We start from the raw sequence: 22,678 nt of genomic DNA, 5'->3' as shown, positions 1-22,678 counted from the left end.
TTAGTTATTAAAATATTATATCAAATTAAGTTCTCTATAGCCATTCTTTTCTTACAAAAATTAAAAAATCAAAATTAGGACACCCAACGTATCTTCTACGCCGAGTGCCCCACATCACATTCCTCCTCATCAGAAAGCTGCCCTGCAGCTTCCCGAATCGCCTTCTCAACTTTATCCGCATTAGCTTCAATCATGACCTTAAGTAGAATATCGGCGGTTACTTCCGCCGTATTTGGATTATGAAACCGATAATTTAACTTACGTTTTTTCACAGCGGAGCATCCACCTCCTTCTTCTCTTTTTGCCTTTGTCCAATCCTATGAAAATCTTCTTTGAAATAGTCCTATAAATTAAAATCCTCCCTCAACTTCAAGTAGGAGCCGGTCAAAGGGAAATCCCTTGTAAACGACCTCTGTAAACAAGCTCCTATTAATTTCATTTGTTACAATATTTTCAGTTTTCTTATCTAATACAAAATCACTTCTATTTATCTGTTTATGGTTTACAAACCTTGAAAAGTATTGATAAAAAAGCCTTGATTCTGCAAACAAAACGTCAACTACTGTAAACCTGCCAGACCGTTTTAGCCAAATGGAAGTTCCATCTGCTTTGCTTCTTCCTCGCTGATTGTCTGCCATTCAGTTTCATCTTTTGAGTTTTTATCGTCTCGTTTACAACGGTTGTTTACACAGACCCACGAACGCTGTGTGCCATAATCCTTAAACCTGGCAGTCGGTCATGGCTCCCATCCCTGGATCAACGTATTCATGATCTCACAGATACGATCTGTATCACTTTTCTTCGGCTTCACATAAGGATTATCCAACGCTTCCTTAAAGATCATCAAAGAGCATACTTTCTGATCCTCATGATCATTCAACCATGCATAACTTGTAGGAAACATCATAATGACAAGAGACAGCATCATCACAGATGTAAGTACCATACTGATATACTGGCTGTTTGCCACTAAAGAACCTACTTCCATAGCGCCTGTACTTACATAATATGCGCCCATGCCCAATACAGCCGCCGTCGTCACTCCGAAGATCACACTGATAGCGGGTATCAGAAGGCTTGTGATCCGCCCTGCTGCCATTGCCGTCATCGCATAATCTTCATTTGCCTCTTCAAAACGTGCATTTTCTGTCTTCTGCTTATTAAACGCGCGGATCACGCGTACTCCTTCCAACGATTCCAAAAACAATCTGTTGATCTGATCGAGCTTTTTTCTCAGACGGATCGAATACTTCGATGCCAGTACCATGATGATCGTCAATACAGTCAGAAGAACCGGTATCGCGACAAGAAGAACCGAACTGACTTCTCCTCCCGTAGCTGCGGAAAACACTAGTCCTGCCGCAGCCATCATAGGCGCAAGCAATCCGACTCTAAGCAGCAATGTCAAAAAGTTCTGTACATTCGTAATATCCGAAGTGCTTCTTGTGACAAGACTCGCTGTTCCGAACCGATCCATCTCTGCCGCCGAGAACTCCTGCACTTTAGAAAAGACCTGAGTTCTAAGCTGTGCCGCAAAATCTGTAGAAATATAAGATGCAATCTTAACAGAGAGAAAACTGATCACGCAGGAAAACAATGTTACTCCCGCCATGATCACGGCATACATCCAGACAATACGGTTTTCTCCTTCCGCCACGCCATGGCTGATCATCTGTGCCAAAAACGACGGTAAAAGCATCTGCCCTACTGCCGACAGCAATACAAGCAAAAACAACTGAACGATCTGACCCGGCCTTAACTTTACTTTTGAAAATATTGTTTTCATCCCTGGTCAGCCTCCTCTCTTTTCTTATGCGGCGTTTTCTCTGCCACTTTGATCTTGGACAATCTGAACATCACCGTTCCAAGCGCATATTTCTGCAGATCTATATACGCTTCTTCCGAAACCTTTTCTCCGAAATTCATAATCTCCATTTCCCCGCTTGCTCCCGTTATAAAAATATCAGACGACGTAAATCTGTTTTTCAAATAAAATTTTCTGCGGGCAATCCTCTGTTCTTTGTTCTCTGCCTTATCATCAAGGCGCTCGATCAGAAGAACAATTTTTTTATCTTTGTACTGCCTGCACACATTCTGCATAATATAACTTCCGGTTCCTCTGCTGCGAACTTTAGATGACACTGCCAGATAATCTGCCATTACCATATCTTTATATGGAATAAGGACGATAAATCCCAACACCTGTTCACCTTCGGTTGCTGCCATAACAACCGCTTTTTTCGTTTTTACGGAATGCCGCAGTGCAAAATATGGTTTTCTCTCCCGCTTCGGAAATGCTTCCATATAAATTGTTTTTATCTCTTTCCACTGTTTCTCCTCGGCACATATAAACTCCATCCCGATCTCCTTTCTGCGCTTTATCATTGATTTTCTTCTTTTCATCATGTATCATATAATGTACAGTAACTGTACAGTCAAGGAGTTTTTTATGAATCGAAAAAATTATTTATATTCTTCCGGGGAATTTGCAAAACTGACCGGAGTCAACAAACGCACGCTGCACTATTACAATGAAATCGGGCTGTTCCGCCCCGAAATTATCGGAGAGAACGGATACCACTACTATACATGCTTTCAATTTACAGAGTTAGAACTGATCCTTACATTGCGCAAGATCGGTCTGTCCATAGACGAGATCAAAGATTACTCATCCCGCCCTTCCGACGAATCTTTTACAGAGATGATGACAAAAAAGAAAAAGCTGATCGACGAGTCCATCGAACAGCTTTTATCTGCACAGGCTTTTTTAGAACAAAAAGCAGAGAGATTAAAAATAGGAATGTATTCGCAGCACGGAACGATCGAACGCTGTACGCTGCCCGAGAGAAAGATCATCTTCTCATCCCCTATTTCGGGAGAATACGACGAAGACGATTTTTCCATCGCCGCGGAGTTCTCTCTCCGCCTGAAAAAATTATTTCATCTTTATGACAATTTCGGAAGCTGTATTTCCATAGAAGATATCCAAAAAAACAGTTTTAACAGCTATCACTCCTTCTTTGCATACTGCCCGCAAACTTCTGACGTATATGATGAAATCCTGCCTGCCGGAACATATCTGCGCGCTTTTTGCATCGGTGACTGGGGAAAACTTCCCGAAATCTACCGCTCGATCCTTTATTATGCCCGCAAACACAATCTGACGCTTACAGGGTATGCATACGAAGAAGGACTAAATGAAATGTCTATCAAAGACCGAAGTGATTACATTACGATGATCACAATTAAATGTGACTGACTGCGATCTTGATCACATTATCTTTTCTATTTTCAAAAATATCATATGCCTGTTCTATTTCTTCCAGCGGAAATGTATGTGTGATAAGCGGCGTTGTGTCGATACATCCCTGCTCGATCAGTTTCAATATCTCATCGCAGTCACATCCGTCTACGCCTCCTGTTTTGAAAATAAGATTTTTCCCGTACATTTGCGGAAGCGGAAGCGTCTGGTTTTCTTCATAGAGCGCCACGACTGTGACAATCGCATTCGGGCGCGCGACCTTCCATGCAAGTTCAAATGTATCCGAGCTTCCCGCCACTTCCAAAACTCGATCCGCCCCGTTATGCCTGCTGTTTTCTTTCACGAATCGTTCTGCATCCGTCTCTTTCGGATTCACGACAAGTACGTCCGGATAATGTTCCTTTACAAATGCGATCCTCTCCGGATCTACTTCACATAAAATAATCTTTGCGGGATTCTTAAGCATCACGCACAAAAGCGTACAAATTCCCGTAGGTCCTCCTCCGATAATGACGACCGTATCCTCTTCTCCGATCTCTGAAATCCGCGCCGCCCAAAACCCGGTTGCGAGGACGTCTCCTACAAAAAGAGCGGCTTCATCCGTCACCGAATCCGGAATCTTATTTAACCCCTGCTCGGCATAAGGAACACGGACATATTCCGCCTGCCCGCCGTCGATCCGGCATCCGAGCGCCCAGCCGCCGTTTTGATCCGTACAATTATTCACAAACCCATTTTTACAGAAAAAACATTCCCCGCAAAATGTTTCGACGTTTACAGTGACACGATCTTCGGGTTTTACCTTTGTCACACGCCTTCCTGTCTCTTCCACGATCCCGACCATCTCATGACCGACCGTTATCCCCGGAACTGCTCTCGGAACGGCGCCGTGTTTGATATGGAGATCGCTGGAACAAATACTTGCCAAAGTCACACGTACGATCGCGTCGTCCTCACTTTGCAGCGTTGGTTTTTCTTTCTCTTTCAAAACAAACTTTCCGTTTTCTTCATATGTGTATGCTAACATTTCTCCTGTCTGCTCCTCTTTCCTATGCTATTCTTATCATGCTTATGCTAACGTCATAAATGTAAGGACGATTGCCAGAATCCAGTTTACAACGGCTATACATATTCCCGCGATACTTAAGACTTTTCCTGCCTTTGCCATGGCTGTTCCTGACAGATCATTTCTTTTCCGCACTCTTACAAGCGATACAGTCCCCAGAACGATCCCGACGATCGGAATCCAAAGTGCGAAAATAACGCTCACAATACCGAGCACAAGCAACGAGATGCCTGTGTCGTTTCCCGTTTTATCCGATGCCGGATTTTTCTCACGTTTCGCCATTGCTTTCCTCCAATATCATATTACGGCTCATATATACATATGAACCGTAATATTTTTTCATTCATTCTATTTTCTTTTTCACAAACTTTTCTGCCGTCGTCTGTTCCCCAACAAAACGACCGCAAATGAATCGGCAGAACACTGCCTGCACGATACGATCCAGACATTACGCGATCTCATACCAGATGATCTGGTTCGGCTCAAGAGCAAGCTCAAAGCTGCTTCCGTCTCCGCGGTAGATCGTTGTCTGCTGCGGCTCATCCGTATTATTTACAACACAGTATTTGTTGTTCTTCGGATAAGCATGTACATCTACATTATAATTTGTACTGAACCATCTGTTCAGTTCATCTTCGCTGTGTGTGCTCCAAAGCACTGCACGGTAAAGTACACGGCTGTTCTCGAAGCTGTACGGAAGTCCGCTGATATAAACAGCGCGTCCTTTTCCGAATTCGTTTACTGCCATCTGTACTTCTTTTTCTTTCTGCACAAGGATCGTTGCACTCGGAAGAGCATAAATATTCTTCTTGCCTTCTCCGAAATCTACTTCTTCAGAATCTTCCAAAATGAAGTGTTCATGCTCATCCCAGTTGTATTTGTCGTATCCGAGTGTGAAGCCCGTTTCTTCCTCTACACCGAATACGTTAGCAAGCTGGAAGAAATGTCCCTGATACTGATGACCGGAAGGTTCGCCGACACCGATAATTCCTCCGCCGTTGTAAACGAATCCGCGGATCGCTTCGATGATCTTCGGGTTTTCCCACCATTCTCCTCCTGTATGCGCCGTATCTGCATCCCCGACATTGATGATCACATCGATATCGTCAAGGATCGCCGGATTATCCAGAATATCCTGGAAGTTGATAAATACAACGTCAAACGGCGCTCCTGACAGCGACTCGATGATTCCTGCATATGAATAGTTCTGTTTCTGATACAGTGCATGATGTACCATATGGCATCCCCATGCTCTCATCTTGCCCCAGCAGTTAAGCACTGCGACTTTCTTCACGCAGTACGGTGTCGTTCCTTTTACATTTGCATAAAGCGTACGGAACTCGTTGCATACCTGCTCTACATAATCAAGGAATTCCGGGAACTGAAGCGCAAGTTTAAGATAACCGCCGTATCCGATACGATCGATCGGTTTTCTAAGGATTGCTCTTCTTGCTGTCACCCAGTTATATTTTGCTTCTTTGACCGGATCTCCGTTCTCGTTGAACACATCCGGGAAGAAGTACGGCAACAGACGTCCTTCTGTATATTTCACTCCTTCGATATCACTGATCAGACGAAGCGTCGAACCGTTTCCTACGCTTCCTACAACAGCGTCAATACCAAGTGTTTTAAACTCTTCCATAAACGGCTCTGTTCCGATCCAGTGATCTCCGAGGAACATCATTGCTTTTTTACCACATTCGTGCGTGATCTCTGTCATCTCTTTTACGATCTTGGCAACTTCTCTTCTCTGGAACGCCTGAAAATCCTGAAATTCTTTGCTCGGAACACGATACTGATTATTGTAATATCCCTGATCGATAATATATTCCGCGCGGAACGGATATCCCACTTCTTCTTCAAACTGTTTTAAGATATACGGACTTACCGACGCCGAATATCCGTACCAGTCTACATATTTCTCACGGGCAAGCTCGTCAAATACAAGTGTAAACTGATGGAAAAATGTTGTAAAACGAAGTACGTTTACATACGGATGATCCTCAATAAATTTTCTCAGACGTTTCAATGTATACTCATGTGTCTTCGGCTGACGGACATCAAAGGTGATCTGATGCTCTACATCTTTCCAGTCATTTGTTACGGCATTGTACATATGCACCGGATCCCACATGATATAGGCGAGGAAGCTCACAGTATACTCATGGAACGGAACTGCCTTGATCGTAACCTTTCCTTCCTCTTCATTATAATCCCACTCGTCTGTCGGAACGACTTTTCCTGTCGTGCGGTCTACAACCTCCCACCAACGCTTAATGTCATCCCGTGTATTCGGACTGAGCATGTCAGGATAAAGACCTTTCATGATCTCAATCGACAGACTCTCGGAATCAGCCGTATAAAACGGCGTCATAAGATACATCTGCTGTATCTCTTCCGGATTTGCCTTCGCCCACTCATTGTCTTTTCTTGTCGTATAATATGTAGAATAAATTTCCGCGTCTGCGTCTTTGAGCGCCTCCGGAAAATCTGTACCGTCACAGTCTCTGATCGCATCTGCTCCCCAGCGCTTCATCAGTTCCAAAGTCTCGGGAACAACGTCGAGATCTGTAGGGATGGTCACAAGTCCTTTTGAATTTTCCATGAATTATACCCTCTTTGTTCTTTCCTGTTTTCTTTTTCTGCTTTTCTTTTTCTATTTTCTGTTATATTTTGCTATTTATATTTATGATTATAAAAAGCAAGAAGTCCGATCAGACCCGCAAGTCCTGCAAGCATTGTCAGAAGCCCCTGCGGTCCGATATTTTTCTGACCGATAATGATAAGGGCTACAGACGCGATAAAAATAACAGCAACAATGATTCCTACTAAAACCTGTTTTGTTCTTTCATCCATGATATCAACCTCCTAACCCTTCAATCCGCCGAGTGTCATACCCTGTGTCAGTTTCTTCTGTACACAGATATACAAAATCAACGTCGGCAGCATAACAATAACAAGACCTGCATACATCTGACCGTATTGAACTGCAGATTTCTGCGCCGCCATCAAGTTCATAAGTCCTACCGGCAGAGTTTTCAGTTCCGGTTTTGTCAGAAGTGTCATTGAAATAATGTATTCATTCCAGAATGACAGGAAACTGAACAAGATTACCGTAACAATACTCGGTTTTGCCATCGGGAAAATAATCTTTACCATCGTTGTAAAGTAACTTGCTCCGTCTACATAAGCGGCTTCTTCAAAATCTTTTGCCAAAGATCTGAAATATCCGGACAAAAGATAGATCGTAAACGGAAGCGCCGTAGACGCATACACAAGAGCCAGCACAAACAGGTTGTTCAAAAAGAACGTACCTCCTGTGAGCTGACGAAGCGTTTTATCCCAGTTATTGAGCATAAGGAAGATCGGTACAACAATGTAACTTACGTTAATGAACAGGCCTGCCATAAAAAGTACGTTCCAGAATTTTGACGTTTTAAACTTGAATCTGGACAATACATATGCCGCCGGAAGAGAGATCACGATCAGCAAAAGCAATGCAAGCGCTGTTACGATCACTGAGTTGAGCATGTAAGTTCCCATGCTCGCCTTCTCCCACGCATCGATAAAGTTCTGGAAATAAATCTTCTCCGGAAGTACCCACGGACTTCCGTAAAACTCTGAATTCTGCTTAACAGATGCAACAAATACCCAGCCGACCGGAATGATAATTGTGATCGCAAGGAGAATTAATAAGATATATACTACCACTTTTGAAAGTGTCAATGGTTTTTTTGACTCTTTTACTTTTGTTTTTCCCATCTTGATCTCCTTCCCTTAAAATTCGATTTCCTGACGTTTTGTTGCCACATTCAGAATTCCCGCAAGTGCAAACGAGAAGAGGAATACCATAACACCGATCGCCATACCATATCCATAGGAAGAGTTCGTGTACGCTTCCTGATACATATAACTTAAGAATACATTTGACGCTCCGTCCGGTCCGCCGTTTGTCATTGCTTTTACAAGCAGGAAACTCATATTGATCGTACTGATAACGAAGAATGTAAGTGTTGTTCTGATGTTTGTCCAGATCAGCGGAATTGTGATCGTAAAGAACTGTCTGATCTTTCCCGCGCCTTCCAAAGCCGCCGACTCATAAAGGCTTTCCGGCACGTTTGCCATACTTGCCATATACATAACCATATAGTAACCGATTGCCTGCCATACAAGTGCAATCACAATACTGTAAATAACTATCTTCTGATCTCCAAGCCAAAGCGTCGGGTTTTCCGCTCCTTTGAACAGATTCAAAAAAGAGTTCAAAAGTCCAAGGTTCGGATCATAGATTGCCGAGAAAATAGCACTGATAACTACTACCGACAAAATGTTCGGAATGTAGAAAATAACACTGAAAAATGTTTTTCCTTTAATTTTTTCCCGTGACAAAATATAAGCAAATACAAGCGCAAATGTAAATGTTACAAGTGTAACAAGAACGATCAGCAAAATCGAGTTCTGGAACGCCTGATAAAATTTGTCACTCTTGAAAAGTATTTTAAAGTTGTCCAATCCTACAAATGTCTTATTATCTGTATATCCACCCCATTTAAACATAGACATACGGAAAATATCGATCGTAGGCAGGATCATAAATACGATAAACAATATCGCTGCCGGGGCAAGACAGCAAAATACAAACAGCCCTTTTCCTTTTCTTGCTTTCATTAATTCATCTCCTGTCAGGATAAAACGGGCGGTGAAAACAGATTCACCGCCCGCCTACACCTGTGATATTCTTCCGGTCATCAGAACCGGTAAATTTCCGGTGATTTATTTTTTATTTATTTCAGCGCTTCATGGAATTTAGCACTGTCAGCTTTGATCTGATCGATCCAATCCTGCTCTGTCTTGTCTCCAGTTACAAGAGAGTTAACCGGATCAAAGAATGTAGAACGTGTTGTAAGACCTTCGATCGGCTCTGTTGCTGCGAATGCATCCATAACTGCAACTGCGCCTGTGTCGTAGATTGAGTAATACAGTTTTGTATTATCATCTGTGATCATATCAGACATTCCTTCGATCGGCTGAACTGCTCCGCCTTTATCGAAGAAGATCTTAGCTGCTTCATCAGAGTACAGGTAAGCGATAAATTCTTTTCCGAGATCCTGCTCTTTTGCTTCTGCCGGCATCCAGATCTGCTCGAAGAATGTGTAAGAAGCTCTCTCTCCGCCTTCTTTAACAGCCGGAAGAGCTGTGAATCCCCACTCGAATCCGTCTGCTTTCGGAGCATCTTCCATCTCGCCGATTACCCAGTTTCCGTTCGGCATGAACAGCGCTTTGTTGTCAAGTACAAGCTGTTGGTTCTTACGGAAATCGTTGTCGTTTGCATTAGCCGGTGTTGTTTTTTCTGTATATGTAGCAAGTTTTGCAACAATGTCAAATGCCTGTTTAGCGCCTTCTGTATCCCAGATACCATCTTCATATGTCAGCGCTTTAGAGAAATCGTCTCCCATTGTCTCATGCATCAAAGCATAGAAGAATGCGTCAAAGTAACCTGTTGTCGGATATGTAAACAATGCGATTCCTTCTTCTTTCGCTTTGTCGCCAAGTGCCCACATCTCATCCCATGTAGTCGGAACATCCCAGCCTTTTTCCTCAAACAGTCCTGCATTGTAGAACAGTCCGCATGGGCCGTAGAACATCGGCATCAGATATGTTTTTCCGTCTCCGTACGGATTTGTAATTGTATTCTCAACGAATCCCGGAAGGATCTTGTCTCCTACAGTTACTTCTTCGCCCGGTACTGTCATATCAAGAACATCTGTCAGATCAACAAGGTTGTTGTCTTTTACGAATGTCTCTGTGATTCCCGATTCAGCTCCTACAGCTCTTAAGATCACGTCCGGATACTCGCCGGATTTCATCTGCGGGTTGATTACATCTTCGAGCTTTTTGTCGATTGTAAGTTCAACCTTAACGCCTTCGTGAGATTTCTCGAATGCTGAGCAAACTTCTTTCCACATGTCTGCGCCGTAAGCTGTTTCTACCGCTGCAACCTTCAGTGTTTTTTCGTCTCCACCTTTGTCAGCGTCTTTGTCGTCTCCGCCTGATGAACCACAAGCTGCAAGGCTGAATGCCATAGAAGCAACAAGTAACAGACTGATCAGTTTTTTCTTTTTCATAATCGTTGGTCCTCCTTTATTTAACGATTTGTTTCTCTTGGTCTTAGAATAAACGAAATCCGATAATTTTTCAATACCCATTCTTGTCCTTTTTTTTATAAATATTGCTTTTTTGTATTTCCCCCGACTTTTTTTGCGTTTTTCCGACAAAAACTTTTTTATATTTATTTTTTTTGTGCATTATATATAATTTCTTTTTTCGCCGCTTCTACAATACATCCATTTTCCCTTGATTTTTTTTTAAGAATTCACTATAATAAACACATTAATTTTTTACTTTTTTAGTTAAAAACAAAATTTCTAAACTATTCCAGATAAACAACGGAGGCTGTATTTATGGGAAATATACGACATTCATTCAACACTTCTAATCAGGAAACAACATTTTCGCAAATGCCGTACCGCCTGCTCTACTCCAGTTATTCAAAGTACGAACAAGACTGGGAAAGCTACCCGCACACCCATTATTTTTCCGAGCTTTTTTACGTACTGAACGGATGCGGAAGCTTCATTGTAGAAGAAGAATCATTTCCGATCCGAAAACAGAATCTGATCATCATCAACCCGAGCATCCGCCACACGGAAGTTTCAGACAAAAATTCTCCCTTGGAATACATTGTCCTCGGCGTGGAGGGACTAAACTTTCTTATTTATAACGACAAAGAATATTTAAATATACAGTGCGAAGATTTCTCCGAAAATCTCGACTTCTACTTTCATACGATCCTCCGGGAGATGGACGAACAAAAAGAAAGCTACGAGACGATCTGTCAAAATCTTCTCGAAGCTCTCATCATTCAACTTTCACGACATACCGGATCGCCCGTAGAAATGCTTCCTTCCTCAAAAAAGATTACCCGCGAATGCAGTTACGCAAAGCGCTTCATCGATTCTAACTTCAGAGAAAACATCACTCTTGACACACTTGCGGAGCTGACCCATCTGAATAAATATTATTTTGCCCATACATTTACCGAAATTTACGGGATCGCGCCTATGAACTATCTTGCTCAGAAACGGATCTTCACAAGTCAGGAACTTCTTACTTCAACGGATCTGAACCAGGCAGCGATTGCAAAACAGTGCGGCTTCTCTTCTTCAAGCTATTTTTCCCAATGTTTCCGAAAAATATGCGGCATGACTCCTACCGCTTACAGAAAACAGTTTATACGTTGACAGACGACAATTACATAATTTCATTCATCCTGTTAGTACGCTCGCCGCGTCTTAACAGGATGATTCCTGCCGCATCCGCCATCGCCCAGCCGATCGGTATCGCCGTCCAGATCGCTCCAACGCCGAACAACGGCGCACATGCATAGGCAAGGACAACCCGTGTTCCAAGTGAGAGGATCGTAAGAAGAAGAGAAACTTTCGGTCTTTCCACTGCCCGGAAATATCCGTAGAGCAAAAACAGGATTCCGATCCCGCAATAACACGCTCCCTCTGTTTTCAAATACCCTGTTCCGATCTGAATGATCTGTGTTTTCTGCGGATCAATAAAAATCCCCATCAAAAACTCTGCTCCGAAAAAGACTGCCGCAGATGCCGCCGCGCAAAACATTATGACAGTCACGGCAGCGCTTTTTGTTCCTTTTCTGATCCGTTCTTTTTTATCCGCCCCATAATTCTGCGAGATAAATATCGAATATGCATTCCCGAATTCCTGTGCCGGCATATATGCCAATGTATCAATCTTTACCCCTGCAGCGAACGCCGCCATAACCGATGTTCCGAAACTGTTCACAAGTCCCTGAACCATAAGTATCCCGAAATTCATCACAGACTGCTGGATTCCCGTCGATGCAGAATAAGAAAAGATCTCTTTCAAAAGATCTGCCCTTATACCGATCCCCTCTTCTTTCATTTTCTTCATGTTAAGTTCCGGTTCTTTCACAAGAGCGTATAATGCGATTCCAAGTCCTGCCGCTGCCTGAGCAAGAACCGTTGCCTCAGCCGCCCCTTTCACTCCGCGCCCGAGTTTTGCGACAAAGAAAAAATCCAGTCCGATATTAAGCGCAGTTCCGACGCCGAGAAAAATCAGAGGAATCACCGAATTTCCCGATGAACGGAGCAGAAACGCAAAATAATTATAGAGAAAAACAAAGATCAATCCGGCGAGGATCAGCCCCATATAAGAGCGCATCAGTCCGTAAATATCCGCCGGAATCTGCATCAGCGTGAGAATCGGATCAAGGCACACATATGAAACAATCGTCAAAATCACTGTCACTGAAAAAATAAGCACAAACGATGAAACAATATATTCTTTTAGTTTTCTTAACGCTCTTCGGCCATAACAGATTGAAAAAAGCGCTCCGCTCCCCATACACATGCCGATCAGGATCGAATTTAAAAACGTCATAAGCGTATATGCGCTTCCGACAGCCGCCAGCGCTTCCGCGCCGACAAACCTCCCGACAATCCATGTATCTGCCAGATTGTAACATTGCTGCATGATGTTTCCAAGGATCATCGGCACGGCAAACAGCAGCATTACAGCCGTCACATTTCCTTTTGTCAGATTACGTTTTTTCATAGTTTTTTCATCCGATCAGTTCTTTCACAAATTCATCCGCCGGATTTTTCTTTACATTTTCCGGCGTATCGCACTGCGCGATCTTTCCCTGCTCCATCACAAGAACCCGGTCTCCCAATTTCATCGCTTCCCTGATATCATGCGTAATAAACACGACTGTCATTCCTAATTTTTTCTGTAATGCCAGAAGTTCATTTTGCATAGCCCGCTTTGTAATTTCATCCAGCGCCCCGAATGGCTCGTCCATCAGAAGAAGTTTCGGGCGGGACGCAAGCGCCCTTGCGATCCCGACTCTTTGCTGCTGACCTCCGGAGAGTTCTTCGGGATAACGGTCAAGCATCTCACGCTCCAAACCGACCAGACCGATCAATTCTTCCGCCAGTTTCCGGTTTTGCCGTTTATCCTTCTGTCCGCTTATAACAGGAACGTAAATAATGTTTTTTTCAACAGTCATATGAGGAAAAAGCCCTTTATTTTGTATCACGTAGCCGATCTTTCTTCGAAGCCGGATCAAATCTGCCTCTCCTACGTCTTCCCCTGCCGCATATACTTTTCCCGAATCCGGCTTTTGCAATCCGTTTATCATCCGAAGCATCGTCGTCTTTCCACATCCCGATCTGCCGATCACCGTCAAAAATTCGCCTTCTTCCACAACAATGCTCACATCATCCAATGCTTTATATCTGCCAAAGCTTTTCGTCACATGTTCCAGACGTATCATTTCCATACGCATTCATTCCCCTGTACTTTTTTGTTTCTTCTCGAAAGTTTCTTCAAACGGTTCTGTTCTCACGGTTTTCGGAAAATATTTTACAGTAACCCGGACGTTTTTAAAAATTCTTCCGCCACTTCCGCTTCGTCACGTCCTTCTTCCTCAACCTGATAATTCAGTTCCGCCATTTTTTGATCTGTAAGAATTCCGTCCATCAGCTCTAACGTCTCTTTGAGCTTCGGATATTTTTCAAGCGCATCTTTGCGGACAACCGTTGAACAAAAATAATTTACCTGATAAGACTTATCGTCTTTTAACGCTCTCACATCATCCTGACTGATCTGAGCGTCTGTCGTATACCCGTTCGTCACATCAATATCACCGTTTCTAAGCGCCTGATATTTCAAACCGATATCAATATCTTTGATCTCTTTAAACTGAAATCCATACGCCGCAGACATCCCCGGAAGACCGTCCGCTCTCTCGATATAATCCGGGTTTCCTCCGAAAACAAGCTGATCCGAAACCGCCGCCAGATCCGAGCATGTCTCAAGATTGTATTTCTTTGCCGTATCTTCTCTTACGACAACGGCATACGTATTGTTCTGACCATACAGCCCTACCCACGTCATATCGAATTTTTCTTCGTATTCTTCCTGAAGTTTTGCAAGCATCTTATCATCGCTTACTTCACCTGCCTTATGTCCGAGCACAAGAATCCATCCGCTGGATGTATATTCCGGATAGAGATCAAACTCTCCCTTTTCCATTGCCGGCTGGATATTGCTCGTTCCTCCGCCGATACCTTTTGTAAGTTCTACTTCATAACCTGCCTTCTCCTCGATAAGCTTTTTCAACATTTCTCCGAGGATAAACTGCTCTGTCATCGGCTTTGTGGCGATCTTAACCGGTTCTTGAGCTTCGTTTCCCGCACTTCCTTCTTTCTTATCTTTGCTTCCGTTTCCCGCGCATCCGGCCATCGAAAGTATAAGCGCGCCGGTCAGAAAAAGCGCCGTGATCTTCTTTAATCTCATCTTTTGCCTCCTTATTCATAGTGTCCTTTTATGATTTTCTGTTTATATTTTTCTATTTATATTTTCTATTTATGTTTTTTATTTATGTTTTCCTGTTTTATCTGTTTTTATGCCTGTTTTCTTTTTCACTTTCCGTTCCAGCAATCCGAGCAAAAGATCGCTTACGATCGCCAGAAGCGCGATCAGAAAACTACCGCAAAACGTCATTGCCGAATCATAGATCGTAATACCTCTGTAAATCGCTACTCCAAGACCTCCCGCTCCTATAAACGACGCGATCGCCGACACAGAGATTGTCATAACGACCATATTTCTTACGCCTGCTATGATGACTCCCGCTGCCAGTGGAAGTTTGATTTTTGTCATGATCTGGAAGCGCGTGCTCCCCATTCCTTCCGCCGCCGCGACTACTTCTTCCCCGACGCCGGTAATTCCCGCATACGTATTTCGCACCATCGGCATGATGCCGTAAATCGTAAGAGCGGTTATCGCCGTCTTATCTCCGATCCCCAAAACCGGGATCAGCATTCCCAGAAGTGAGATCGCCGGAATCGTATAACCGATATTTGCGATCGTCAGAACGGGACCTGCCGCTTTTTTATGTTCCGAAATAAAAATCCCTAAAAGAAGTCCTATGATCCCCGCGCTCACAGCCGCCGTTAAAGCCAGCCCCACATGTGCCGCAAACAAATCCAGAAACCATTCTTTTCTCTCAGCATACAGTTGGATGACCTTTTGTAAAAATTCCACACCCTACTCCTCTCCGAGATAAAACACCCTGTAAAATGTTTCAAGCGATTCAAACAATTCTCTTTTCGTCTGCTGAAGCTGTTTGATCTTCAGCACACTTCCTATCTCATCAAAAGCAAAATCATTTTCTTCGTGCTCTACTTTTAACTCGAGATTTCCTTCTTCATCATATACGACAAGGAGAATGCCTCCCACATCTTCCGTATACAATACGCACATGATCTGCAGTTCCTGACGCACTGCTTCCGGCAGCGACTCAAACTGAGGATTCAAATAAAATTTCTGTTCATATGCGCTTGCCGCACAAAGCACAACCTCTTCTTCCATACATTACCTCTCTTTTTCCTGTTTTTTCCGAACTTAAAATCTGCATTTAGTTCGTCTATACTCATCCATATCTCTCAGCTTATCCTATGCATGCATTTCTTATCCCGCACATGCATTTATACATAACCGTACACACCTCTGACCGAGACTTCTCCGGCATAGACATGTTCCGAAGTTCCGTCTTCCCTTCTCACGATCAACTCTCCGTTTTTATCGATCCCCAGTGCCTTTGCCTTATATGTTCCGCTTGGATCAAGTACAAGAACGTCCCGATCCCGGTTGACAAGCATCGACATATACGTTTCCATCAGTCCGGATAAATCTTCCGTCTCAAGAAACAGGCGGTAATCTTCCTCAAAACATTTCATGATCGACGCAATGACAGACGCTCGTTTCACCATATGTCCGCATTCAAGATACAGCGATGTTGCATGATCTTTTAATTCTTCCGGGAACTTTTTTGTGTTTGCATTAATTCCGATCCCGACGGTCACATAATTGATATAATCGATCTGCGTACTCATCTCCGTGAGAATACCTGCCAGTTTTTTCCCGTTGACAACGAGATCGTTCGGCCACTTAATCTGAATATCCGGACAGGAAGCTCCCTCATTTTCAAAATATTTTTTTATTCCTTTCGCCGTACTGCACGCCGTCACGATCGTCAGCATAGACGCTTTATCCGGCGTGATCTTCGGTCTTAAAAGAACCGACATAAAGATCCCCGCTCCGGCAGGTGATTCCCACGAACGTCCTCTGCGCCCTCTTCCCGCCGTCTGCTCTTCCGCCACAGCCAGCGTTCCGGCTAAAGCGCCTTCATCTCCCATCTGCTTGATGCGCAGATTCGTTGAATCCGTCACTTTATAACATACGACATTTCTTCCCGCCCATTCCGTATGCATACAGCTTTCCACTTCTTCTTTTGTCAAAATGTCGGGACTTTCCACCATGCGATACCCTTTGTTTCGCACAGCTTCCACCTCGTAGCCGTCTTCCTGAAGCCGGCGGATCACCTTCCAGACCGCAGTGCGCGACACATTGAACTTCTCACAGATTTCCTGCCCCGAAATGTACCCGTCTGCTTCCCGCAGCATTTTCAAAATCTCTGCTTTCATAATTTTATCTGCTTTTCGCCTTCTCTGATTTTACTTTCTTGGCTTTTTGCCTTCTCAAGTTTTCGTCTTTTTATTCTCTCGACTTTTTATCTTTTTTACGTTCTCAGCTTTTCGTTGTCTTTATCTTTCTTGCTTTTTGCCTTTGTATCTTCTCTGTTTTTATCTTCTTTTCTACTTATTTTTTACTTCAATGTAGCATCCATAACCGCTTTAATCGTATGCATCCGGTTTTCCGCCTCATCGAACACTTTCGACTGTTCAGACTCAAATACCTCGTCCGTCACTTCCATATCTGTGATTCCGAAACGCTCGCCGATCTCTCTTCCGACTTTCGTTCCAAGATCATGAAACGCCGGAAGGCAGTGAAGAAAGATTGCTTCCGGTTTTGCATTTTCCATCACTTCTTTTGTTACTTTGTACGGAGTCAGCTCTCTGATCCGTTTCTCCCACACTTCGTCAGGTTCTCCCATAGATACCCATACGTCTGTATAGATGACGTCAGCGCCTTTTGTTCCTTCTTTCACATCGCTTGTCAATGTAATTTCAGAACCTGATTCTTTTGCATATACGCGGCACTCCTCTACAAGCTCCTCATTCGGGAAATAGTCTTCTGTCGTACACGCCACAAAATCAAGTCCGAGTTTTGCACAGGCGATCATGAGCGAATTGCCCATATTATAACGGGCATCTCCCATATATACAAGTTTCAGACCTTTCAGTTTCCCGAAATGTTCACGGATCGTCAGCATATCTGCCAGCATCTGTGTCGGATGATACTCGTTTGTCAATCCGTTCCATACAGGTACTCCCGCATACTGAGCCAGCTCTTCGACAATCTCCTGTCCGAATCCTCTGTACTCGATTCCTTCATACATTCTTCCAAGTACTCTTGCCGTATCTTTGATGCTCTCTTTCTTCCCGAACTGAGATCCCATCGTTCCGATATAAGTCGTCCCCATTCCGAGATCATGTGCCGCTATCTCAAAAGAACTGCGTGTACGCGTACTGTCTTTTTCAAAGATCAGCGCCACATTTTTCCCTCTGTGATGATCGACAAGTATCCCTTTTTTCTTCTTTTCTTTTAATTCTGCGGCAAGGTCCAAAAGATAAATGATCTCTTCCGGTGTAAAATCTTTCAGTGTCAAAAAATGTCTTCCTTTTAAATCCATTGTCTTATCCTCTCTTTTCATTTATTTTTTATCTGTATTTATTTACTTTCAATTATTCACATTTGTTTTCATTTACTTTGATCATCATTTACAGACTCGCGCCGCCTTATTTTCTCTTGTTCCGCCTTTGTCTGCCCGCTTCAAACATAAGTACTGCCGAAGCCACCGCTGCATTCAGCGACTCTGCGCCGCCTTCCATCGGGATCAGTATTTTCCGATCCGCACATGCCGCAGTTTCTTCTGTCAGACCGTTTCCTTCATTTCCGATAAGAAATGCGCATGCCGTCTTGTAATCTTCCATATCATAGGAGTTTTCCCCTTTAAGATGCGCCGCATAAACCGTGATTCCTTCCCGTTTCAGTTCGTCGATCGTTCCTTTCAGATCATCCGTATAAATAAACGGAATCCGAAAAATCGCTCCCATCGTAGAACGGATCACTTTCGGATTATACAGATCTACACAGTCTTTGCTCAAAACAATGCCTGTAGCCCCCGCCGCCTCTGCAGTCCTGAAAATCGTTCCGAGATTGCCCGGATCCTGAATATTTTCAAGAACGAGCACATGCGGAGTCTCCCCTAAAATATCTTCCGCCGTATACTCCATCCGGCGTACGACGGCAAGGATTCCCTGCGGAGTCTTCGTGTCCGACACATGCGCAAATACCGTATCCGACATCACTTCCGCCTCTTGAATAAACCGATCGTTTTTTTCTTTGACGCATTTCGCCTGAAAACTTTCCGACACATACAGTTTTACAATGCGCTCCCGTGGGATCTCTTCCGCCATGCGCGGTCCTTCTACGATAAATACGCCCTCTTTCTCCCGCTCACGGCTTTTTTTCTGCAAACGAAGCAATTCTTTTACTTGTATATTCGATGTACTTGTAATCATTTTCTCACCTGCATTTTCTATCTGTTTTTCATGTCAAATTTCTCAAGAATATCGTTAGAACCGATCACGATCAATATTTCTTTTTCCCGAAGCGGCTCCTGCGGATTGATCGCGACTTCGATCTTTCCGTTCTTGATAATACCGACGACATTGATTCCCAGACGCTCTCTGACTCCGAGATCGACAAGACTCTTTCCTACCCAGTTTTGCGGCACGACGATCTCTACCATACTGTAATCATTTGAAAGAGAGATCCAGTCCACAAATTCTTTCGACACGAGGCTTTTTGCCACGCGGCTTCCCATCTCGATCTCAGGATACACGATACGATCCGCTCCGACTCTTTGCAGGATCGCGCCCTGAAGTTTGTCTTTCGCCTTTGCAACGACGAGAGGAATTCCCATTTCTTTGCAAAGCATCGTCGCCATAATACTTGCCTCTAAACTTTCCGAAATGGCAACTACCACTCCGTCAAGATTACGTCCTCCGAGAGCCTGCAGCGCGTCAGGCTCTGACACGTCCGCTTTGACCGCGTAAGAAACTTTGTCGGATATTTCCTGTACTTTCTCGTAAGACTCGTCTACGACGAGCACATCGCATCCCATATTTTCCAATGTAAGCGCAACGCTTGACCCGAAACTTCCAAGTCCCAACACCGCAAATTGTTTATCCATAATATGTTCCCTCCTTTTAAATGCTTCTGTCTTTACATTTCCGGTTTTGTATTTCTACTTTTTTATTTCTCTGTCCATATTCTCATCTTCATGCTCTGCATTGCATTTTCTTTCCCAATTATCCAAGCATTACGTTGTCTCTCCCACTTAGCCGAGCATCACATTTTCTTCCGGAAGTTCTCTGAACTTAGAAATCTTATCGCTTCTTCCCGATAATGCAAGCGCCATAGTAAGCGGTCCTATCCTTCCGACATACATAAGGATCATAAGGATCACATGACTTCCCCTGCTCAGGATCGGAGTAAGGTCTGCCGTCAGTCCGACCGTTCCCATTGCGGACGCCGCTTCATAAGTAAGATCAAGGAAATCAATTCCGGGTTCAAAGATTGTCAGTGCGGTAATTCCCGACATCAGGAAGATCAAAGTGATCATTGTGATCGTAATTCCCGATCTGACGATATTATTATCAATCTTTCTTGCAAAACACTCTGTATCTCTTTTGTTTTTCAGTACACAGAGAACCGTCAGCAAAAGCATCGCGATCGTCGTTGTCTTAACGCCGCCTGCCGTACCCGCCGGAGATCCTCCGATGAACATAAGCATACAGCCCAAAAGCTTCGAACTTTCTCTTAAGTCTCCTTGCGGAACTGTCGCAAATCCCGCCGTTCTTGTCGTCACCGACTGAAATAAAGATGCCGTCATCTTCTCAAGAAGATTCATATCTCCCATTGTTTCGGGGTTGTTAAACTCCAGCAGGAAAAATCCGACGGCGCCGCACAGGATTAGAAGTCCCGTCATCGTAAGAACGATCTTACTTTGCAGACAAAGTCTTGTAAACAGCCATTTTAAAGGTCTTTTCTTGATTTCCGTCATCTTTTTTATATTGATCGCAATGTCATGCCATACCGGAAAACCAAGTCCGCCCATAACGATCAGAAACATTGTCGTAAAATTAATAAGCCACGACCCTGAATACTGTATAAAGCTCGTACTTCCAAGTATATCGATACCCGCGTTGCAAAATGCCGAAACAGAATGAAAGATTGCGTAACCGACGCCTTTTATAAACCCAAACTCAGGAATAAACCGGAGCGAAAAAAGTACCGCGCCGATCCCCTCTACCAAAAACGTTCCTTTTAAAATACGGATCACGAACTTTACAAGACCTGAAAGCGTATCCAGTCCATATGCCTGTTGGATCGTGATTCTTCCTTTCATATTGATCTTTTTTCCCAATAAAAGGAAAAACGCAGACATGCAGGCGATCACTCCAAGTCCGCCGACCTGTATCAAAAGCAGTAAAATAATTTTCCCTAGCAATGTAAACTGTTCCGCCGGAACAATCGTCACAAGGCCGGTAACGCATACGCTGCTGACAGACGTAAAAAGCGCGTCTATAAACTCGATCGGCTTCTGATTACAGATCGGAAGGCTCAAAAGTATTCCGCCCCCGAGTATCACCCCGAAAAATCCGATAACAACCGTCTGCACCGTATTGAACTTCAGTCTCCTCGGACTCTTTTTTTTCTTTTCCATTTCTAAAAACCACCCTATGATCTTAATCTGTTTTCCCCATACACGGCATATATATTCCATATTATGCCGCTTCCCTTTTGACTTCTATATGATACACGCATTTATTCTCATTTACAATAGAAAAGGAGTTCCGAAAAACGAAACCCCTTTTCTCTCATGACAAATATAAAATCAAACTGTGTTTTCGTCATGCCATTACACTTTAAAGCGATATCCCACTCCCCATATCGTCTCGATATACTGTGGATGAGACGTGTCATATTCGATTTTCTCCCGAATCTTCTTAATATGCACTGTCACAGTCGCGATATCTCCTATCGACTCCATATCCCAGATCTCGCGAAACAGCTCTTCTTTCGTATACACATGATTCGGATGACTCGCCAAAAATGTAAGAAGATCGAACTCTTTCGTCGTAAATGACCGCTCTTCTCCTCCGACCCATACGCGTCTCGCCGTCGTATCGATCTTCAATCCGCGGATCTCGATCACTTCATTTTCCTCCGCATTGCTGTTGATCAGCCGTTCATATCTGGCAAGATGCGCTTTCACGCGGGCCACAAGCTCACTCGGGCTAAACGGCTTCGTCATATAATCATCCGCTCCAAGGCCCAGACCTCTGATTTTATCAATATCGTCTTTTTTGGCAGAAACCATAATAATCGGCGTATTCTTCTGATCTCTGATCTGACGGCATATTTCAAAACCGTCAACTCCCGGGAGCATCAGATCAAGAATAATCAGGTCAAAATCTCCGCCCAGTCCTTTTTGCAGACCTGTATCTCCGTCATTCGCCACTTCCACCTCAAAGTTGCTCAGTTCAAGATAATCTTTCTCAAGATCCGCAATACTCTCTTCATCCTCTACGATCAAAATACGCTTACTCATCAATAGATACCTCCTGATATTTTCTGATTACAAAATACATTGTTGTTCCGGCGCCCTCTTCACTGGTCGCCCATATATTTCCTCCATGTTCTTCCACGATCTTCTTCACGATCGACAAACCGATTCCGCTTCCGCCTTTCGATGAATTGCGGGAAGCATCCGTCCTGTAAAAGCGATCGAAAATGTACGGCAGGTCTTTTGCGGCGATCCCTTTGCCGTTGTCGCCTAATTCAACCTGTATAAAATCGCCGACATCTTTTACTTCCATCGTGACTTTTCCGTTCGGCTTGTCCATATATTTCAACGAATTCGATACGATATTATTGATCACCCTTCTAAGCTGCTCGGGATCAACGATCACCTTGCAGTCTTCTTCCATCGTATTGCAATAAGTAAATTCGATTCCTTTCGACTCAAGCTCCATATGCAGATCTTCCCCGCAGTCTCCAAAATACCCTTTCGCCGATATCGTCGTAAAATTATACGGAATACGATTCGTGTCGATCTTGGAATAAAGCGTCAGTTCGTTGATTAAAAGATCCATCTCATTTGCTTTATTATATATTGTCTTAATGTATCTGTCCATTCC

The 22,678-nt window shown here is 43.7% G+C and carries 24 protein-coding genes and 1 pseudogene; 2 read left to right on the top strand and 23 right to left on the bottom strand.

From position 1 onward, the window contains the following. Positions 1–95: 95 nt before the first annotated feature. The 4 genes from RUMTOR_RS13175 to RUMTOR_RS09090 form a co-directional block, all read right to left on the bottom strand. Positions 96–272, bottom strand: a complete 177-nt coding sequence (locus RUMTOR_RS13175; protein WP_167528108.1) for a hypothetical protein — start codon at positions 270–272, stop codon at positions 96–98. Between the two features lie 78 nt (positions 273–350). Further along, positions 351–638: a hypothetical protein gene (locus RUMTOR_RS13035; RefSeq protein ID WP_004847323.1), complete on the bottom strand. Its 288-nt coding sequence runs from the start codon at positions 636–638 to the stop codon at positions 351–353. Between the two features lie 98 nt (positions 639–736). Next, complete coding sequence (locus RUMTOR_RS09095; RefSeq protein WP_004847321.1) at positions 737–1,786, bottom strand: ABC transporter permease; 1,050 nt, start codon at positions 1,784–1,786, stop codon at positions 737–739. Continuing rightward, positions 1,783–2,358 carry a GNAT family N-acetyltransferase gene (locus tag RUMTOR_RS09090; RefSeq protein WP_044998186.1) on the bottom strand — a complete coding sequence of 192 codons (576 nt, stop codon included), beginning with the start codon at positions 2,356–2,358 and terminating at the stop codon, positions 1,783–1,785. The genes RUMTOR_RS09095 and RUMTOR_RS09090 overlap by 4 nt, the downstream gene beginning before the upstream one ends. A 91-nt stretch (positions 2,359–2,449) precedes the next feature. Between RUMTOR_RS09090 and RUMTOR_RS09085 the strand changes: the two genes are divergently transcribed. Continuing rightward, a complete protein-coding gene (locus tag RUMTOR_RS09085) occupies positions 2,450–3,259 on the top strand; it encodes a MerR family transcriptional regulator (protein ID WP_009242467.1) in 810 nt (269 codons plus the stop codon). Here RUMTOR_RS09085 and RUMTOR_RS09080 read toward each other — a convergent pair. From RUMTOR_RS09080 to RUMTOR_RS09050, 7 genes are all read right to left on the bottom strand, one after another. After that, positions 3,246–4,289, bottom strand: coding sequence for an alcohol dehydrogenase (locus RUMTOR_RS09080; protein WP_004847312.1), 1,044 nt, complete (start codon positions 4,287–4,289; stop codon positions 3,246–3,248). The two genes, RUMTOR_RS09085 and RUMTOR_RS09080, sit on opposite strands and share 14 nt — an antisense overlap. Positions 4,290–4,331: 42 nt before the next feature. Further along, positions 4,332–4,610, bottom strand: a complete 279-nt coding sequence (locus RUMTOR_RS09075; protein WP_004847310.1) for a DUF4190 domain-containing protein — start codon at positions 4,608–4,610, stop codon at positions 4,332–4,334. Positions 4,611–4,776: 166 nt separating this feature from the next. Continuing rightward, positions 4,777–6,933 carry a 1,3-beta-galactosyl-N-acetylhexosamine phosphorylase gene (gene gnpA / locus RUMTOR_RS09070; RefSeq protein WP_004847306.1) on the bottom strand — a complete coding sequence of 719 codons (2,157 nt, stop codon included), beginning with the start codon at positions 6,931–6,933 and terminating at the stop codon, positions 4,777–4,779. A gap of 71 nt (positions 6,934–7,004) precedes the next feature. Continuing rightward, entirely contained in the window at positions 7,005–7,184 is a 180-nt protein-coding gene (locus RUMTOR_RS09065) for a DUF6903 family protein (RefSeq protein WP_004847303.1), read from the bottom strand. 12 nt (positions 7,185–7,196) lie between these two features. After that, a complete protein-coding gene (locus RUMTOR_RS09060; protein ID WP_004847301.1) occupies positions 7,197–8,090 on the bottom strand; it encodes a carbohydrate ABC transporter permease in 894 nt (297 codons plus the stop codon). Positions 8,091–8,105: 15 nt separating this feature from the next. Further along, the gene (locus RUMTOR_RS09055; protein ID WP_004847299.1) at positions 8,106–8,996 is read right to left on the bottom strand and encodes a carbohydrate ABC transporter permease; all 891 of its coding nucleotides are present in this window, start codon (positions 8,994–8,996) and stop codon (positions 8,106–8,108) included. 116 nt (positions 8,997–9,112) lie between these two features. Continuing rightward, positions 9,113–10,534, bottom strand: a complete 1,422-nt coding sequence (locus tag RUMTOR_RS09050; protein WP_004847297.1) for a carbohydrate ABC transporter substrate-binding protein — start codon at positions 10,532–10,534, stop codon at positions 9,113–9,115. Positions 10,535–10,789: 255 nt separating this feature from the next. Here RUMTOR_RS09050 and RUMTOR_RS09045 point away from each other — a divergent pair, with 255 nt between their 5' ends. Beyond that, positions 10,790–11,629, top strand: coding sequence for an AraC family transcriptional regulator (locus tag RUMTOR_RS09045; RefSeq protein ID WP_009242471.1), 840 nt, complete (start codon positions 10,790–10,792; stop codon positions 11,627–11,629). A 10-nt stretch (positions 11,630–11,639) separates the two neighbouring features. Here RUMTOR_RS09045 and RUMTOR_RS09040 read toward each other — a convergent pair whose 3' ends face one another. The 12 genes and pseudogenes from RUMTOR_RS09040 to RUMTOR_RS08985 form a co-directional block, all read right to left on the bottom strand. After that, positions 11,640–12,992: an MATE family efflux transporter gene (locus RUMTOR_RS09040; protein WP_004847291.1), complete on the bottom strand. Its 1,353-nt coding sequence runs from the start codon at positions 12,990–12,992 to the stop codon at positions 11,640–11,642. A gap of 7 nt (positions 12,993–12,999) precedes the next feature. Then, positions 13,000–13,719, bottom strand: a complete 720-nt coding sequence (locus tag RUMTOR_RS09035; RefSeq protein ID WP_330360054.1) for an ABC transporter ATP-binding protein — start codon at positions 13,717–13,719, stop codon at positions 13,000–13,002. 83 nt (positions 13,720–13,802) lie between these two features. Continuing rightward, on the bottom strand, positions 13,803–14,738 hold the full coding sequence (locus RUMTOR_RS09030; protein ID WP_004847286.1) for a glycine betaine ABC transporter substrate-binding protein: 936 nt from the start codon (positions 14,736–14,738) through the stop codon (positions 13,803–13,805). 78 nt (positions 14,739–14,816) lie between these two features. Further along, a complete protein-coding gene (locus tag RUMTOR_RS09025; RefSeq protein ID WP_044998179.1) occupies positions 14,817–15,488 on the bottom strand; it encodes an ABC transporter permease in 672 nt (223 codons plus the stop codon). 3 nt (positions 15,489–15,491) lie between these two features. Next, positions 15,492–15,815, bottom strand: coding sequence for a DUF6145 family protein (locus RUMTOR_RS09020; RefSeq protein ID WP_004847283.1), 324 nt, complete (start codon positions 15,813–15,815; stop codon positions 15,492–15,494). A 116-nt stretch (positions 15,816–15,931) separates the two neighbouring features. Continuing rightward, complete coding sequence (locus RUMTOR_RS09015) at positions 15,932–16,930, bottom strand: biotin--[acetyl-CoA-carboxylase] ligase (RefSeq protein ID WP_004847281.1); 999 nt, start codon at positions 16,928–16,930, stop codon at positions 15,932–15,934. A 182-nt stretch (positions 16,931–17,112) separates the two neighbouring features. Beyond that, positions 17,113–18,099, bottom strand: a complete 987-nt coding sequence (gene argF / locus RUMTOR_RS09010) for an ornithine carbamoyltransferase (protein WP_009242474.1) — start codon at positions 18,097–18,099, stop codon at positions 17,113–17,115. Between the two features lie 106 nt (positions 18,100–18,205). Further along, positions 18,206–18,991, bottom strand: a complete 786-nt coding sequence (locus tag RUMTOR_RS09005) for a TrmH family RNA methyltransferase (RefSeq protein WP_004847277.1) — start codon at positions 18,989–18,991, stop codon at positions 18,206–18,208. 17 nt (positions 18,992–19,008) lie between these two features. Beyond that, positions 19,009–19,701 (bottom strand): annotated as a pseudogene (locus RUMTOR_RS13925) (potassium channel family protein); the annotation flags it as partial. A gap of 111 nt (positions 19,702–19,812) precedes the next feature. After that, the gene (locus tag RUMTOR_RS08995; RefSeq protein WP_004847273.1) at positions 19,813–21,261 is read right to left on the bottom strand and encodes a TrkH family potassium uptake protein; all 1,449 of its coding nucleotides are present in this window, start codon (positions 21,259–21,261) and stop codon (positions 19,813–19,815) included. A 135-nt stretch (positions 21,262–21,396) separates the two neighbouring features. Further along, positions 21,397–22,089 carry a response regulator transcription factor gene (locus RUMTOR_RS08990; protein WP_004847271.1) on the bottom strand — a complete coding sequence of 231 codons (693 nt, stop codon included), beginning with the start codon at positions 22,087–22,089 and terminating at the stop codon, positions 21,397–21,399. After that, positions 22,082–22,678, bottom strand: a 597-nt coding sequence (locus RUMTOR_RS08985) for a sensor histidine kinase (RefSeq protein ID WP_004847269.1), incomplete at its 5' end; no start/stop codon positions are given. The genes RUMTOR_RS08990 and RUMTOR_RS08985, both read right to left, overlap by 8 nt.

The organism is [Ruminococcus] torques ATCC 27756, assembly GCF_000153925.1.
Classification (GTDB): Bacteria; Bacillota; Clostridia; order Lachnospirales; family Lachnospiraceae; genus Mediterraneibacter; species Mediterraneibacter torques.
This window is presented reverse-complemented; position numbering and strand designations above follow the sequence as displayed.